The organism is Solitalea lacus (genome assembly GCF_022014595.1).
In the GTDB taxonomy this organism is placed as follows: Bacteria; Bacteroidota; Bacteroidia; order Sphingobacteriales; family Sphingobacteriaceae; genus Solitalea; species Solitalea lacus.
Map to the genome: position 1 here is coordinate 632,773 of NZ_CP091740.1, position 15,390 is coordinate 648,162.

15 protein-coding genes and 1 pseudogene are annotated in these 15,390 nt (G+C 37.4%); 3 read left to right on the plus strand and 13 right to left on the minus strand.

Features of this window, described 5'->3' with window-relative positions; all coding sequences use genetic code 11:
• Positions 1-33: 33 nt before the first annotated feature.
• Positions 34-1,176, minus strand: a complete 1,143-nt coding sequence (gene lepB, locus L2B55_RS02665) for a signal peptidase I (RefSeq protein WP_237848745.1) — start codon at positions 1,174-1,176, stop codon at positions 34-36.
• A 71-nt stretch (positions 1,177-1,247) separates the two neighbouring features.
• Positions 1,248-1,706 carry a hypothetical protein gene (locus L2B55_RS02670; protein WP_237848746.1) on the minus strand — a complete coding sequence of 153 codons (459 nt, stop codon included), beginning with the start codon at positions 1,704-1,706 and terminating at the stop codon, positions 1,248-1,250.
• Positions 1,707-1,932: 226 nt separating this feature from the next.
• On the opposite strand from L2B55_RS02670, the gene L2B55_RS02675 reads away from it, so the two are divergent.
• Positions 1,933-2,151 (plus strand): hypothetical protein, encoded by a 219-nt coding sequence (locus L2B55_RS02675; RefSeq protein ID WP_237848747.1) that lies wholly within the window; start codon positions 1,933-1,935, stop codon positions 2,149-2,151.
• A gap of 48 nt (positions 2,152-2,199) precedes the next feature.
• On the opposite strand, the gene groL is transcribed toward L2B55_RS02675, so the two are convergent.
• The 4 genes from groL to L2B55_RS02695 all read right to left on the minus strand — a co-directional run bounded on the left by groL (position 2,200) and on the right by L2B55_RS02695 (position 6,191).
• The gene (gene groL, locus L2B55_RS02680; protein ID WP_237848748.1) at positions 2,200-3,840 is read right to left on the minus strand and encodes a chaperonin GroEL; all 1,641 of its coding nucleotides are present in this window, start codon (positions 3,838-3,840) and stop codon (positions 2,200-2,202) included.
• Between the two features lie 85 nt (positions 3,841-3,925).
• Positions 3,926-4,201, minus strand: coding sequence for a co-chaperone GroES (locus tag L2B55_RS02685; protein WP_237848749.1), 276 nt, complete (start codon positions 4,199-4,201; stop codon positions 3,926-3,928).
• A gap of 231 nt (positions 4,202-4,432) precedes the next feature.
• Entirely contained in the window at positions 4,433-5,329 is an 897-nt protein-coding gene (locus L2B55_RS02690; protein ID WP_237848750.1) for a DUF6263 family protein, read from the minus strand.
• A 34-nt stretch (positions 5,330-5,363) separates the two neighbouring features.
• Positions 5,364-6,191: an alpha/beta hydrolase gene (locus L2B55_RS02695; RefSeq protein ID WP_237848751.1), complete on the minus strand. Its 828-nt coding sequence runs from the start codon at positions 6,189-6,191 to the stop codon at positions 5,364-5,366.
• Positions 6,192-6,282: 91 nt separating this feature from the next.
• Between L2B55_RS02695 and L2B55_RS02700 the strand changes: the two genes are divergently transcribed.
• Complete coding sequence (locus tag L2B55_RS02700; protein WP_237848752.1) at positions 6,283-6,831, plus strand: SRPBCC family protein; 549 nt, start codon at positions 6,283-6,285, stop codon at positions 6,829-6,831.
• On the opposite strand, the gene L2B55_RS02705 is transcribed toward L2B55_RS02700, so the two are convergent.
• From L2B55_RS02705 to L2B55_RS02715, 3 genes and pseudogenes are all read right to left on the minus strand, one after another.
• Positions 6,825-7,439 (minus strand): SGNH/GDSL hydrolase family protein, encoded by a 615-nt coding sequence (locus tag L2B55_RS02705; RefSeq protein WP_237848753.1) that lies wholly within the window; start codon positions 7,437-7,439, stop codon positions 6,825-6,827. The two genes, L2B55_RS02700 and L2B55_RS02705, sit on opposite strands and share 7 nt — an antisense overlap.
• A 48-nt stretch (positions 7,440-7,487) precedes the next feature.
• Positions 7,488-8,189, minus strand: a complete 702-nt coding sequence (gene lipB / locus L2B55_RS02710) for a lipoyl(octanoyl) transferase LipB (RefSeq protein WP_237848754.1) — start codon at positions 8,187-8,189, stop codon at positions 7,488-7,490.
• A gap of 310 nt (positions 8,190-8,499) precedes the next feature.
• Positions 8,500-8,955 (minus strand): annotated as a pseudogene (locus L2B55_RS02715) (LutC/YkgG family protein); the annotation flags it as partial.
• A gap of 133 nt (positions 8,956-9,088) precedes the next feature.
• Between L2B55_RS02715 and L2B55_RS02720 the strand changes: the two are divergent.
• Positions 9,089-10,705, plus strand: coding sequence for an IS1634 family transposase (locus L2B55_RS02720; protein WP_237848755.1), 1,617 nt, complete (start codon positions 9,089-9,091; stop codon positions 10,703-10,705).
• Positions 10,706-10,835: 130 nt separating this feature from the next.
• On the opposite strand, the gene L2B55_RS02725 is transcribed toward L2B55_RS02720, so the two are convergent.
• From L2B55_RS02725 to L2B55_RS02740, 4 genes are all read right to left on the minus strand, one after another.
• Positions 10,836-11,528: a LutC/YkgG family protein gene (locus L2B55_RS02725; protein WP_237848756.1), complete on the minus strand. Its 693-nt coding sequence runs from the start codon at positions 11,526-11,528 to the stop codon at positions 10,836-10,838.
• A gap of 73 nt (positions 11,529-11,601) precedes the next feature.
• Positions 11,602-14,088: a YfhO family protein gene (locus L2B55_RS02730; protein ID WP_237848757.1), complete on the minus strand. Its 2,487-nt coding sequence runs from the start codon at positions 14,086-14,088 to the stop codon at positions 11,602-11,604.
• Positions 14,089-14,257: 169 nt separating this feature from the next.
• Complete coding sequence (locus L2B55_RS02735; protein ID WP_237848758.1) at positions 14,258-14,803, minus strand: exodeoxyribonuclease X C-terminal domain-containing protein; 546 nt, start codon at positions 14,801-14,803, stop codon at positions 14,258-14,260.
• 28 nt (positions 14,804-14,831) lie between these two features.
• Positions 14,832-15,116, minus strand: a complete 285-nt coding sequence (locus tag L2B55_RS02740) for a DUF4834 family protein (protein WP_237848759.1) — start codon at positions 15,114-15,116, stop codon at positions 14,832-14,834.
• Between the last annotated feature and the right edge of the window lie 274 nt (positions 15,117-15,390).

Genomic DNA, 15,390 nt, shown 5'->3' on the forward strand with positions numbered 1-15,390 from the left:
TTACAATTAAATTGCATTAGCAAAATGTAATTATCAATCGTTTATAGTTTTAAAGATTCTATTCCATCTAATTTTATCAAAAATAGTTCCACGTTCATTAAACGAAAGGTATACAAAAAGTGGCTTCCCTACAATATGATCTTCAGGTACAAAGCCCCAGCTTCTTGAGTCTTCTGAGTTATGACGATTATCACCCATCATGAAATAATAATCCAATTTAAATGAATAAGTATCCTGTTTATGTCCATTGATGAAAATGCCCGTGTCATTAACCGTTAATGTGTTGTTTTCATAAACTTCAATGATGTTTTTGTAAAGCGGTAAATTTTCATTTGTTAATTTAACCCTAGTGCCCTTGACAGGAATGGTCAATGGGCCATAATTGTCCCGATTCCAGCTCGTATTGGATGGTTGAAACACTTCGGTTTCTCGTTCACCCGCAGGTAAAACATGTTTTTGAATCTTTTTAACAATAGGATTTTGTGACAATAATTCAGCTTGCATTTCTGATAAGAACATGAAATACTGATTGTCTGGCAATGGTATAATATCATTGTTAGCCGAAGGTGTACCATCAAATTTACGAATGTCTAATTGCTTTAGAAACTCACTGCTAAATGATGAACCATCAGTAGTGACAAAATATTCCATTTGTTCACGCTCTTTTATTTCGGCAGGTTTGCTATTAATAAACAATTTCCCGTTTCTTATTGTAAGAACATCGTTTGGTAATGCAACACAACGTTTTACATAATTCTCCTTTTTATCAATAGGACGGTAATTTCCTTGAGAATCTTTATCTAGAGGAAAGTTGAATACTACTACATCTCCGCGCTGTACGGAAGAAATTCCAGGTAAACGAAAATAAGGAGCTTGCAAACCACTGAAGTAAGAATTTAAGTTATTGCCTAAAGGAAGGGTATTGTGCATCAAAGGTATTGAGAGCGGAGTTATAGGCAATCGAGCTCCATAATGTAGCTTACTGACATATATTCGGTCACCAATATATACTGATTTTTCCATTGACCCTGTTGGAACAGCATATAGCTGCATGAAAAAAGTATTGATTATAGTGGCCATTACAAGGGCAAAAGTCAAGGCTCCCAGCCATTCTCGTAAGATTGACTGTTGAGGTAATTCGTCTTGCTTTAAATCTTTTTTTCTGAAGAACTTCATAGTTTTAGTTTTCTCTAAAACTAAGGATCAGAAATTTTATTGTAGGTGAGGTATTTAAATTAGAGTAGAAATTAAAAAATATCAATAATAACGTATTTAATTCCGTTGAAGTGAAATTCAGAGTTTACTTTTAGTCCAGTCATTTTCTGATATAATGGTGCTCCGATAGAAAGTCCAATAAACTTTATACTATCATAAAAAAAAGGCTCCTGGGCTGCTCCGATTAAAAAATAGGCATAGTTTGTTTGTACTAGCGCTCCAAAAGTAACTTTGTCAGGTTTGTTTTGAGTATTTATTGATTTCAGAGTTCTTATCTCGTCTTGTAAAAAGTTGATAGGCTGTGTTTGCAATTGAGCTTCATCAAGTAGTTGCTGTGTAGTACTTTCATAAAGTCCTCCGGTATCAATTTTGTCAGCTTCCGCTCCATCAATTTTATATCGCTGATCCGTTTTGGTTTCGGCCAGTAGATTCTCCTTTTTCTGAATAAACAGTTCCAATACCTGCTTTTTAAAATCTTGCGAATTGTCCATAATTCAATGATTTAACAGATAAAATTTTTCAAAAGGCTTATATCAATATACTAACAATTTTGAGAATAACGATTAGCTAACCCTGTAAAGATGAAAGATTGAGCGCTGCTTGTTTGGCTGTAAAGATTTTTAATGATGAATCTTATTTATATGTGCAGTTTTCATTGTCGACTGGCATTCGGCTTAAATAGGAGTATGGAAATACATGTTATGTTGAAAAAAACCGTTGAGTGATTTGCCATCAACGAATAAACTTTTTCTAATAATTGCAGGTACAGTTTATGCACATTGTGGGGAGTGGGATGGTAGTTATCCTGATGATGATATTATTATGATTTGGACGGAATGGCAACCTCGTAAGGATTCTGAATATGAAAGGGATAATATTGTGGAGTACGCCATTAAGCAATGCAATATTATCAATAAATCAAGAGCCCTTCTTTGATATAAGAAGGGCTCTTGATTTATAAGTTCGTTAATGAACGGTAAATTATTACATCATACCACCCATGCCACCCATGCCAGGGGCTCCACCATGAGCATGACCAGCGTCTTCTGAAGGCTCATCAGCTAATACACACTCAGTAGTTAACAACATTGAAGCAATAGAAGCTGCATTCTCTAAAGCAACACGAGATACTTTAGTAGGGTCAATTACACCCGCTGCAATTAAGTTTTCGTAACGGTTTTCACGAGCATTGTAACCGAAATCAGCACTACCTTCTTTTACTTTTTGTACTACAATAGAACCTTCAATGCCTGCATTTTCGCAAATTTGACGTAAAGGTTCTTCAATTGCACGCTTGATAATAGCGATACCTGTAGTTTCGTCATCATTATGGCCTTTTAAGCCTTCTAATGAAGAAATTGCACGAATAAAGGCAACACCACCGCCTGCAACAATGCCTTCCTCAACAGCTGCACGAGTTGCATGTAAAGCATCATCAACACGGTCTTTTTTCTCTTTCATCTCTACTTCAGTAGCAGCACCAACATAAAGAACAGCAACACCACCAGCTAATTTTGCCAAACGCTCCTGTAATTTTTCTTTATCATAGTCAGATGTTGTTGTTTCAATCTGAGCTTTGATCTGATTAACGCGAGCAACGATGTTTGCTTTTTCTCCCGAACCGTTGATAACAGTAGTATTATCTTTGTCGATAACCACTTTCTCAGCCTGACCCAAGTAAGTTAAGTCAGCATTTTCTAACTTGTAACCTCGCTCTTCAGAAATTACAGTGCCACCAGTTAAGATTGCGATGTCCTCTAACATTGCTTTACGACGATCGCCAAAACCAGGAGCCTTAACAGCAGCTACTTTCAAACGGCCTTGGATTTTGTTAACAACTAATGTTGCTAAAGCTTCGCCTTCTAAATCTTCAGCAATGATTAATAAAGGACGACCGGTTTGAACTTGTTTTTCTAAAACAGGAAGCAATTCTTTCATTGAAGAAATCTTCTTGTCGTAGATCAAAATATAAGGGTTTTCTAACTCAGTTTCCATTTTGTCGGCATTGGTAACAAAGTATGGAGAAAGGTAACCACGGTCGAATTGCATACCTTCAACTACTTCTACAGTAGTATCAGTACCTTTTGCTTCTTCTACAGTAATAACACCTTCTTTTTTCACTTTGTCCATTGCCTCAGCGATTAACGAACCAATAACTTCATCATTATTAGCTGAAATAGAAGCAACTTGCTTGATTTTATTGTTGTCATCACCTACAGATTGTGACTGTTGTTTTAAGTTTGCAATTACAGCAGCAACAGCTTTGTCGATACCGCGTTTTAAATCCATTGGATTTGCACCGGCAGCCACGTTTTTAATACCTGCAGTAACAATAGCCTGAGCTAAAACGGTAGCAGTAGTAGTTCCATCGCCAGCAATGTCAGCAGTTTTAGAGGCAACTTCTTTTACCATTTGAGCACCCATGTTTTCTAAAGAATCTTTTAATTCAATTTCTTTAGCAACTGAAACACCGTCTTTAGTAATTGAAGGAGCTCCGAATTTTTTATCGATGATTACGTTACGGCCTTTAGGACCTAAGGTTACTTTAACTGCGTTTGCTAAAGTATCAACACCACGCTTTAAAGCGTCGCGTGCTTCAACATTGTATTTTACTTGTTTTGCCATGTCTTTTGTTTGTTAAACTTTTTTAGATTGCTTTGAAATGAATAAAGGAGGAAAATAGTATTCTCTCTTTCTATCATTAAAAAATTTAGATAATCGCGTAGATATCAGATTCGCGCATGATTAAATACTCTTTACCTTCTACAGTAATTTCAGTACCAGCGTATTTGCCATACAGAACGGTATCGCCCACTTTCACAGTCATTGGCTCATCTTTTTTACCGGTGCCAACTGCTACGATAGTTCCTTGTTGAGGTTTTTCTTTAGCTGTATCAGGGATAATGATACCGCCAGCGGTAGTCGTTTCTGCAGGAGCAGCTTCTACTACTACTCTGTCTGCGATAGGTTTAATATTTAATGCCATAGTTCTATGATTATTTTTTTAATAGTTATGCCCACAACTAACAGAGATTGTGCCAAATAAATTGAATGGGTATTGCCGTTGAAAATTGGCAGATTTCTGACATGGGATGTAATATAAAGATTTATCAGGATGAAATTTTGTCAGAAAAGATAATGTCATTAAGGACTCCATAAACAAAAGAAGAATGCCGGTAAGCATTCTTCTTTTGTTTATGGGTAAAGCAGGACAGAATTACAACTCTTTAGCAGATATTTTGTTTTCGCCTTCAATTTTCATTTTAATGTCTTGGCCCATTGCGTTAAGAGTTCCATTAATATTTAATTTGATGTTGCTGGTTAAAGGTAAGCCCGATTTTACATCAACAATCATATCACCGATATTGGTACCGGTGAGGTTGGTTTGCATGCTAAAACCCATTATTTCTGCGGGACCGTTTGCTCCAATTGTTCCGCTTATGCCAATAATGGCTTTATTGTTTTTTAGCTCTTTTAAAGTATAAACAGTTTTCATGGTCATAGGAAGGGCAGCCTTTACCTCGGTTTGCACTTCCCATGAATCACCAATTTTAACTGGATGATCAGGATAAATTTTCAATGCATTTTCCATGCTGGTTTTAATGGCTTCATTGCCGAATTGTTTTTTTAGAGTTTCTTTCAACGTTTGGGCAGTCGCACTATCACTCGAAACCTTTTGAATCATGGCATCAATCATTTTATCAACACCAGTAACAGATTTAACTTCGCCTTTTGATGATAGAAGCATGTTAAATCCTGCACCTTTCATTGCACTAAGTGGATTTTTACTTGTGCCATCATCTTTTGAAGAGTCATACTCATTTGAATTTCCCATTGCCTCCGTTAATGAATACACCTTTTCATAAACAACCTTAATGTCTTTATTATCACCTTGTGTTTTGTTTACAGCAAAGGAGTAGGTCATATCCATAACCTGTTTCAGGTCTATTTTCTGCCCCATAATGTCTTGATTAATGTTTTGGTTAAGGAGCATTGCATAGCTGTATTTTTTACCTACTTGAAAATTCTGTTTTAATATGATCGCTTTTTGAGCAAAAGCATAGGTAATTGTTAGTATGCCCGCTGTAATAAGCATCAAGAGTTTTTTTTTCATCGATTTAAATTTTAGCCGAAAGTAATGAAATGATTTATTCTGATTTAACTTGATTATGACTGGACTGTATTAATTCCTTAAAGAACAACATATGCTGAACTATTGATTTCTTCCAGTATTCCCTGTTATGGTTTCCTGGCTGAGAAATATAAGTTGCTTTAATTTTGAGCTCATCACATTTGGCTCTTAAAGCATTATTTGCGGTATAGAAAAAATCTTCTGTACCACAATCAAAAATAAACTCCTTGTTTAGCCCATTTAATCGTTCAATTTTAGTAAGTACCGAAAAATGAGCCCAGGTAGCTTTTGATTCATTAAATGACCCTAAAATCTTATTTATGCCGTATTGATTCTTAAAAGTGCCAATTACGCTTAAATCAACTCCACCACTGGTACTGCCAGCACTTTTAAAGAGGTCGGGCCGTTCACAGTATAAACTCAAAGCGCCATGTCCTCCCATGCTCAAGCCGCTGATGAATACTTGTGAAGTATCAACGGGGTAGTTTGAAACAATTTCGGGATAGAGTTTGTCGAAGAAAAAGCTGGTAAATTGTCGCTTACGATCAAAAGTTGAGTTTACATACCATGAGTCATAAAATCCATCAGGGCAAACAATATGAAATCCGTAGTTATCCGCAAGTTGTTGCAGGTCGATGATGGAATTCCATTGTTTATAGCTACCCGACCAACCATGGAGCAAGAAAAGTAACGGTGTTTTCTTTTGAGTAGGATTTGAGGGTCTAAAAACCCAAACTGTATCAGGTGACGGAATTGTGGCCGCCTTAATAACTAACTGGTCCTGGGCATTAACGAAGAATGAAGTGAAAAGGAAAAATAAAACAATCAATAACTTTTTTTTCATAAGGCCAATATTAGGAAATGATAGCGTTTAAATTGACTTTATTTTATCTTCAAATCTTGGGTAGCTTTAATAGGATAAAATTACTTTAACTATGGAAACGTATGATTGGTCCGCCTTCACTAAAAGGATTCCTTTAAAGACAACTATTGAAACTGTTTATAATGCCTGGACAACACCTTCGGGTTTAGAAAGTTGGTTTTTACGTAAGGCTGAATTTAAATCGAAAGAAGGAAGAGTTCGAAAAAGCAACGAGTTTATTCAATTGAATGATGAATACGAATGGATGTGGTTTGGCTATGATGATTCTACCGTTGAACATGGTTTGGTGTTAGAAATAAATGGGAAGGATTTCTTTAAGTTTAGTTTTGGGAAAGCAGGTATTGTAAGCCTATCAGTAAAACTTGAAGAAGGTGAAACGATTGTGGAACTAACCCAAAGCAATATACCAATTGATGCACAATCAAAGGCCTATTATCATTTAGGATGCTCAGAAGGATGGACGTTTTATCTGGCCAATCTTAAATCGATCTTGGAGGGAGGTATAGACCTTCGAAATAAAAATGAGAAAATAAAAAAAAGTGGTGAGTTCTTAAAAGTACTTTTTGTTTTAAGTACTTTTAAGAATTTGAGATTTTATTGAAGTTCTTTACGAACAGCAGACAATGCTAGTTTGGCCCACTCCTCATACATTTTGCCCGAAAAGTGTAAATTGTCACTAGCAATAAAGGTTGAATCATTTTCCGCTAAATAAGAAGTTGGAGTTATGTTGATGTAATGCACTCCATAGTTTAGCGCTTCGTCCTTATTTACTTCGTTAAATCTGTTTATTTCTTCCTTAATCACGTGGGTATCCCATCTGTTTTGAGCAAAAGGAGTAACGCCCCAATCAGGGATTGATAGTACAAAAACATGTTTTCTATTGCCTTTTGCAAATTTATTAGCAATACGTAATAGCCTGCGGAATTGGCTTCGGTAGGCTTGCGTGCTTCTTTTGCGGTATTGATTATTAACTCCAATTAGCAGGGTGACAATATCGAAGGTTTTAGATAACTGAGCCTGTTCGATGCCTTTCATTAGTTCATCAGTGGTCCAGCCGGTAGTTGCTATTATTTCAGGACTTTCAATAGATATGCCTTCTTTAGCCAGCAATTGTACCAATTGAACCGGATAGCGGTCAGCAACTTCAACGGCTTCGCCGATAGTATATGAGTCACCCAGTGCGAGGTAAGTTAGTCTTTGATTTGTCATAGAAAAACAAAAGCTTTGAAAGGTTAATGATATTGTTGATGATTGAAATTAAATTAGATGCATCTCAAAAAGTTCGCAAAGCTTTCTTTTTAAGATTTCTTTTGTTTCGTTGATGTCAACATCATGGCCCAACTCTTTATTTAATGAGGTTACGGCTTTGTCACTAATTCCACAAGGAACAATGTTGTTAAAATAGTCGAGGTTGGCGTTAACATTAAATGCAAATCCATGCATTGTTACCCAGCGACTACAGCGAACGCCCATTGCGCAAATTTTACGTGCAGTCCAAGGGTTTTCAGCATCCAGCCACACACCGGTTTGTCCTTCTGATCTGCCTGCTTTTACTCCATATTCTCCCAGTGTAAGTATTATTGCCTCTTCCAAAAAACGCAAATACTTGTGGATGTCAGTGAAAAAATGATCCAAATCAAAAATCGGGTAGCCAACAATCTGTCCTGGGCCGTGATAGGTAATATCTCCACCTCTGTTTATTTTGTAATAACTTGCTTCTTTTTCTTTAAGAGCCTGATCATTGAGTAACAAGTGCTCCGGCTTCCCGCTTTTTCCTAAAGTATAAACGTGCGGGTGTTCGCAAAAGACCAAATAGTCATTGGTTTCTTTTTGTAAGTTCGGTTGGTTATTGCGGTTTTCAGTTTTTATTCGAACCGTTTCCGAAAATATAGCTTCCTGCTTATCCCAAGCTTCTTTGTAATCAATTAAGCCCCAATCTATAAACTGCACTTCTTTCATTATCACATTAACTGGATTTTGCTGCAAAAATAACGTAAAACTTATAACTTAATACTTCAAAACTATACCTATGACTCAACATAACGATTTGGGAAATACCGAGAGCAGCTGGCACTTGATTATTTAAAAAGCAAAGGGTACAAAATATTGTCCGAAACTGCGTAATCAACAAGCCGAAGGGGATTTAGTAGACAAAAATAAAAACGAGCTGATTTTATTGAAGTCAAAACCCATGTCTGTAATTTCCATCATGAAGGATTAATAAGCCATAAAGAAAAACTGTTTGGCTGGCCGTCTATGGAATAGCAGACTAAAGGTCTAATTCAACCTGAGATCCAAGGGCTTTAAAATCGGGATTTAAGTCGTCAATTAAAAAAACATATAATTCTTTAGGACCATGAGCCCCCAATACCAATGTTTTTTCGATATCTGCAGTACGGCTAGGTCCGGTAATTACGGTAATATTTGACGGTAAGCGTTCCTCATATTTTTCTTTTAAAAGTGCAAAACCGTCTTTTAAATCCATTACCAATTGAGATGTATAGGCCAGCACAATATGTGTATGCGGATAAACACTCAACCTGCGACCGCTTTGCTGTGCACTTGATACCAGTACGCTGCCATTGCGGGCGATAAGGGCTTCACAAGTTGTAATGCCCACTTCTGCATTTACAAAATTGGTGTCATCTGCAATGTATGGATAGTCATACTTGCGTAACAATTGTTGCAGTTTGGTGTCCCAGCAAATGATCTTTAGCCAATCTTTTCTTGAGTTTGACAGCACTATTTTCTAAAACCTCATTTTTAGGTATGCAGGGCCCATTTTTGGATTGATTTTTCAAAAAAGTGTAGTGTGCCAACTTTTTGTTTTTTCCCTATAGGGACTTTAGATTTGGCCCATGGCCTTTCTAAGGGTAGAAAACAAGAAGTCAGGAAAGTATTTACGCATCGTTGAAAGCTATCGCGATGAGAGCGGGATAAGCCGTCATCGTATTTTATATACCCTTGGTAAACTGGAAGACTATACACCAGAAGAGCTAAAACGTATCGGCTCAAAACTTTACGAACTTGGCGGAGGCGACCTGAAAGATCTTCTGGAAATTACCACGGGCGAAAAAGCCCGTTTCAATTATGGTTACTTTCAGGTTTTCTCCAAAGCCCTGTCCCATTATAAACTCCCCCGTTTATTCGGGCAGATCGGCAGCAAGCATAAACTTGGCTTTGACCTGCAGAATGCTGTGCTGTTAATGATTCTTGAGCGCTTGCAGGATCCCTGCAGCAAACGAAGCTCCTATTTCAACCAAAACGAATACCTGGGCATTGAGAAAGTAGAGCTGCAGCATCTGTACCGTTCTTTAGATAAGCTGGCCGATTATAACAAAGCGATCCAAAAGCAGATCTATCAAACGGGCCGGGATTTATTCAATCAGCAACTGGATGTTGTTTTCTATGATGTCACCACACTTTATTTTGAAAGTGAACTAGAACAAGAGGGGGCTTTACGACAAAAGGGCTTTAGTAAAGATGGTAAGATTGGTACTACCCAGATCTTGTTTTGCCTGCTGATTGACCGGGATAAACAGCCTATAGGGTATCAGGTATTCAAAGGCGACACGTTCGAAGGTCATACGTTTGAAAAAGCGGTAAAAGACCTGAAGAAAGACTATCAGATCAATCAGGTGATTGTAGTGGCTGACCGGGGGATGCTTTCCAAAAACAATCTTGATGTTACCACCGAAAGCGGTTATGAATTTATTGTAGGCGAAAGGTTAAAGAAGCTTCCCGGTTCCCTCCAGGATTTCCTGCTGGACTTGAAGAACTACCATGGAGAATGGAGCTATAGCGATAGTGAAGATCAGCTTGTTATGGTTCGCTATGCAACGATCGAATATCAGGGAAGGGTGATTATTGGGACCTATTCGGCTAAAAGGGCAAAAAAAGATGCCCACGACCGGGCAGAAAAGCTGCAGACAGCCGAAACTTTATTATCCCGCCCCGAACTCCTCAGTAAAAAGGCGGGTCGTTTCTATTTGAAAAAACAAGGTTCACAAACCTATCAGCTGGACCAGGAAAAAATAAAACGCGATGAACGTTTTGACGGCTTTCTGGCTATTGCCACTAACAATAAGAGTCTCTCGGTAAGTGAAACGCTGGAGCAGTATAAACACCTTTACAAAATTGAACATACCTTCCGCACATTTAAATCCCATCTGGAAACCCGTCCAATGTTTCATTGGACAGATAAGCGGATAGAAGGTCATATCTGCCTTTGTTACCTGTCCTATACCTTACTGAACTTCACCTTGCTAAAACTGGAAAAAGCCGGGTTCAAGACGACCGAAGGAAAACTGCGGAAACTTCTCGATAAAATGCAGGTGAGTTTAGTGGAGCAACAGGACAAAAACTATTTCCTACGATCTGCAGCCTCTGAGGAAGAAACTGACTTTCAGCAGAAACTTGGCCTAAAATCGCTCCCTTCAGTATTGAATGTAGCCTCCTTGAATCAATATCTTTAAAATCAACCACTTAGCTATTTCTTGTAGTGTGCCTGATTTTTCGTATCTATTTGGTTATAAATATTTTATGTTATTTTGCTGTCAAACTCAAGAGAAAAACTGTTTGGCTGGCCGTCTATGGAATAGCAGACTAAAGGTCTAATTCAACCTGAGATCCAAGGGCTTTAAAATCGGGATTTAAGTCGTCAATTAAAAAAACATATAATTCTTTAGGACCATGAGCCCCCAATACCAATGTTTTTTCGATATCTGCAGTACGGCTAGGTCCGGTAATTACGGTAATATTTGACGGTAAGCGTTCCTCATATTTTTCTTTTAAAAGTGCAAAACCGTCTTTTAAATCCATTACCAATTGAGATGTATAGGCCAGCACAATATGTGTATGCGGATAAACACTCAACCTGCGACCGCTTTGCTGTGCACTTGATACCAGTACGCTGCCATTGCGGGCGATAAGGGCTTCACAAGTTGTAATGCCCACTTCTGCATTTACAAAATTGGTGTCATCTGCAATGTATGGATAGTCATACTTGCGTAACAATTGTTGCAGTTTGGTGTCCCAGCAAATGATCTTTAGCCAATCTTTTTCTTCAGCCAAGCCAATTATATTTTCAATAAAATGGATTTCATCTTCACAGAACAAAAACTTTCCGGCAACTTTATTCAGCTCTTCAGCAAAAATCACTTCTAACAAGTCATGATTTGGTGGATAGAGCGGAGAATCCTCATAGTTTGGATAAGGGTTATCACGCTTTTCAAGCAAAGCTTTTCGGATGTTTTTCAACATCTGCTCACGTGGAGTAGTAATCGCTTTTTTGTTCATTCGGTAAAAATAAAACACTTGTAAGAAAAAAGTAAAAAAAAGAGCTGATCGAAACCGACCAGCTCTTTTTTTATTAAGCATTTATCTCTTCTGTGGGTGTGGCATTTTTCTTCTTTCTAAAGCTGAGAAACCCGATCCCTGCAAATCCAGAAACTAACAAGATTGAACAGATAAGTGAAACTTTTTCACCAGTGTAATATGACTTCGGCTCAAACTTGAATTCAATTGTATGTTTGCCAGCTTCTAGCTGTATAGCTCTCAATAGATAATCGGCACGGAAATAAGGATGTAAGTTACCATCTACATAAGCATTCCAACCTTTGTTGTAATAAATTTCGGAGAATACGGCAATTTGCGATGCTCTCGAATTTGATTCATATACCAAATGTTCAGGATGGTAGCTTTTTAGTTTGATTGTTCCAGTAGTATCAAAATCCATTTTAGCGATATTGATATTTTTACGGAACTGATCACTGATAATTGCAGTGGTTTTAGGATTCACAACATCAAGGGCTGCTAACTCTTCATTTCCATTGGCAACAAACTTAACACCAGTCACAAACCAAGCGTTGCCTAAAGCTTGATCATTACGAACTACACGAGCACCTTTAGTACTATCAGGCATGATGATATACTTGGTGTTTAGCATGTTGAATGCCCATGGATTGCCTTTTACTAATTGGCTATCGATAAGATTTTGATAACGCATTAGTTTTGCGGCATGGTAACCTCCAATGTTTTTATGGAATTGAGAGGGAGCTGCATTGCTGAATGCATTTCCGACAGTCATATCATACACTCTGTAATAAGGATCGGTATCTCGTTTAATTTCCAAATCTACTTCGCGTGGTTGTTGCGCCTGAGTAAAAATGCGTTTTTCAGTGAAGTTTTCGTCTTTTAAATAACGCTTATCAATACCCCACATGTCAACCATGATAACAGCAATTAAACCAATTGCTGCAAATTCTGCTTTGATTTTTTGCGAAATAAATGCCCATACTAAACCTGCTGCAAAAAGTACAAATACCAATGAACGGATACCATCCATACGGGCAATGCTAATTCTATCAGCCTTAATTGCGCCCATTAACGATTGAGCCATCGCATCACCTCCCATTGCCTGTAATTGTTGTGTTAGGTTAGCGTCATTTGGCGAGCTAAACGAAAGGAATAGGTTTGGTAATGCTATAAATGCCAATAAAAATCCACCTAAGCCATAAAGGGTATATTTAAGGTTTTTAAGGATTTGCTCTTTAGTAATTTTATTTTCAAAGATCTGGTTTAGCACAATTACAGCTAAAACAGGTATCATTAAGCCGGCGATTACTAGAATAGACTCAACTGCACGGAACTTATTATACATTGGGAAATAATCGAAAAACAAGTCAGAAAACCCTTGGAAGTTTCTTCCCCATGAAAGCATGATACTTAATAAGGCTGCAATGGCAATACCCCATTTTAATGAACCTCTAACTAAGCTAAGCCCGAGTATAAACAGGAAAATAATCGCTGCTCCAAAATAATAAGGACCTGATGTGAATGGTTTGTCTCCCCAATAGCGGGCAGCTCCTCCAATTTGTGCCGCAAGTTGGGCTGCGTCTTGAGCCGGAACATTGTTTTTCACCAACTCTGCATAAGTATTCGATTTAGGAGTAAACGGAATGCCGCTTGCGCCTCCATAAGCATCAGGAATAAGAAATGTTACTGATTCCATAATGCCCTCACTCCATTGGTAAGCATATTCTTTGTCTAAACCTTTTGATGCATTCGTAGCAGCTGGTTTTACCAAATCAGATTTTCCCCTGATGGTTTCTTGCGCATATTCATAGGTTACCCAAAGTGTACCAAAGTTAACACCCACTCCAATGATTGCTGCAATAGCTAAAGTTCCACAAGTCTTCGTAAAATCAACCAGTTTCTTTTGTTTGATGGCATCAACTAGTTCTGCAATAACCAATACCAAAATGGCAATCATTAAGTAGTAAGTCATTTGCAAGTGATTCGAACGAATCTCCAGTGCTAGAAATAAAGCTAAAAGAGCTGCTCCCCATAAACGTTTACCTCTAAAGGCCATAATTATAGCACCTAAAATTGGTGCAAAAAAAGCAATAGCCAGAGCTTTTCCGGTGTGTCCGGCTTCAATTAATACAAAGTTGTATGATGAAAATGCGATTGCAATAGCTCCTAAAAAGCTAAGCCAAGGCTTAAAGCGAAGCATCCTAAACAAGAAAAAGCCGCCAACCAGGTATAATAAAACAAAGTTTACCGGATTAGGAAAAATCTTATTCCAGATGGAAATAACATGTGAGGCTAAGTTAGAAGGATATTGTGCCCATATTTGATAGGATGGCATTCCACTAAATACGGAATTGGTCCAAAGTGGGCCAATGCCATTTTTTGTGTAATCTTTAATTTCCTGTTGTACGGCAGTAGCCTGCATAACATCACTTTGCATGAGCTTTTTGCCTTGCAAAAGCGGACTGAAATAGATAAAACAAATTGCGATAAACAACACAAGGGCCACTATGTTTGGCCAATTCTTCTTAAACCACTGGTTCATTATTTTGAGGCTTTAGTTTATTTGAAACGGCCAAATATAGAAAAATGAATTAACTGTAAAAGGGAGAGCGTTCCAAACAATATTCTGAAAAGAGTTGTTCAATTTTAGGTAATCTATTAAAAAAGAAAACCGCAGTGTAAACTGCGGCCTACGTTTATTGATAAGAAAATTAGTTCCATTCATCTTCCTCGTCATAGTTTCCTTCCCAGTCGTCAATGTCTTCATCAAATTTTTCAAACGGGAATTCTTCTAAAGCATCATCCGAATCCTCAACATCTTTAGCGTGCTGAATAGTTTCCGGATCTTTCTTGTCGGTCATTCCTGGAAGATGCCCTTTAACTTCAGCTTCTAAGCTTGCGGCTTCGAGGCTTAATATTTCTGAGGCTTCATCATCATCATCTGGTAAGCCAAATTCATTTTTCCAGGCCTGCTCGTCAAAATAAGCATATGTATCTTCGTCGTCATCATCTTCAATATCTGCATCAATTTTCCAATGCTTATGTTTTTGAGCCAGAGTGGCAAGGGCTACGTCTGTTAGCCTAAATTGTGGATTTAAGCCTTTTAAATCATTAATTACAGGCCCTGCAATAAAAAAGTCTTTTTCCTGTATTGCACAAGTATTTAAATAATCGGGATCAAGTTTTACAATATCTTGAAGTGTTTTTCCCTCGTATTTTCCAAACTTTAACTCCGATTCGAGATCGTAAAATTTCATTTGATTAGTTTTAAATGGACAGATTAATCTACTTTACTTCCTCATAATCAACAAACTCTCCCGCACTGTCAAGGTTAGGCTTTCGTTTGTTTTGTTGTTCTGGAGCATAATTAACATGCATTTCACCTTGCCTTTGGTTATAAGTATTGGTATATTGCTGTTGTTGCTGACGGTAAAACCTTTCAGCCTGTTCTCCGGCTTTTTTTGCCATAGTTCTAAACAGAAATGGCGCTGCTAATCTTAATAATAGTCTTAACAACCAAAATATCAAGATCAGTTCTAGTATATATTTTAAAAGCAGTTTTAAGGCCATACTCACTAATTGTAATGTGCAAAAGTACTACCTATAAACTATTTTCATAGTCAATTGAATGTAACGTTTAAAAAATGAATGTAAATTTGTAGTTGTAATATCCTGTGAATGAGATTGTTGTTTGTTTAGGGTTCTGCGTAAAACAATATCTAAATTTATATTGCCTTATAAATGGTTAATTTTTTTTGTTTTTAATTCAGAAAAGATTACCTTAAATTAACTTTCAATTATTTGTAACCCAGGAGGTTAAGAGTTCGTAGAAGATGATTACAAT

What these genes read in the sequence shown, in the direction of transcription:
- lepB (WP_237848745.1), bottom strand. Translation starts at nt 1,176, where the DNA reads ATGAAGTTCTTCAGAAAAAAAGATTTAAAGCAAGACGAATTACCTCAA.
- L2B55_RS02670 (WP_237848746.1), bottom strand. Translation starts at nt 1,706, where the DNA reads ATGGACAATTCGCAAGATTTTAAAAAGCAGGTATTGGAACTGTTTATT.
- groL (WP_237848748.1), bottom strand. Translation starts at nt 3,840, where the DNA reads ATGGCAAAACAAGTAAAATACAATGTTGAAGCACGCGACGCTTTAAAG.
- L2B55_RS02685 (WP_237848749.1), bottom strand. Translation starts at nt 4,201, where the DNA reads ATGGCATTAAATATTAAACCTATCGCAGACAGAGTAGTAGTAGAAGCT.
- L2B55_RS02690 (WP_237848750.1), bottom strand. Translation starts at nt 5,329, where the DNA reads ATGAAAAAAAAACTCTTGATGCTTATTACAGCGGGCATACTAACAATT.
- L2B55_RS02695 (WP_237848751.1), bottom strand. Translation starts at nt 6,191, where the DNA reads ATGAAAAAAAAGTTATTGATTGTTTTATTTTTCCTTTTCACTTCATTC.
- L2B55_RS02700 (WP_237848752.1), top strand. Translation starts at nt 6,283, where the DNA reads ATGGAAACGTATGATTGGTCCGCCTTCACTAAAAGGATTCCTTTAAAG.
- L2B55_RS02705 (WP_237848753.1), bottom strand. Translation starts at nt 7,439, where the DNA reads ATGACAAATCAAAGACTAACTTACCTCGCACTGGGTGACTCATATACT.
- lipB (WP_237848754.1), bottom strand. Translation starts at nt 8,189, where the DNA reads ATGAAAGAAGTGCAGTTTATAGATTGGGGCTTAATTGATTACAAAGAA.
- L2B55_RS02720 (WP_237848755.1), top strand. Translation starts at nt 9,089, where the DNA reads ATGGCCTTTCTAAGGGTAGAAAACAAGAAGTCAGGAAAGTATTTACGC.
- L2B55_RS02725 (WP_237848756.1), bottom strand. Translation starts at nt 11,528, where the DNA reads ATGAACAAAAAAGCGATTACTACTCCACGTGAGCAGATGTTGAAAAAC.
- L2B55_RS02730 (WP_237848757.1), bottom strand. Translation starts at nt 14,088, where the DNA reads ATGAACCAGTGGTTTAAGAAGAATTGGCCAAACATAGTGGCCCTTGTG.
- L2B55_RS02735 (WP_237848758.1), bottom strand. Translation starts at nt 14,803, where the DNA reads ATGAAATTTTACGATCTCGAATCGGAGTTAAAGTTTGGAAAATACGAG.
- L2B55_RS02740 (WP_237848759.1), bottom strand. Translation starts at nt 15,116, where the DNA reads ATGGCCTTAAAACTGCTTTTAAAATATATACTAGAACTGATCTTGATA.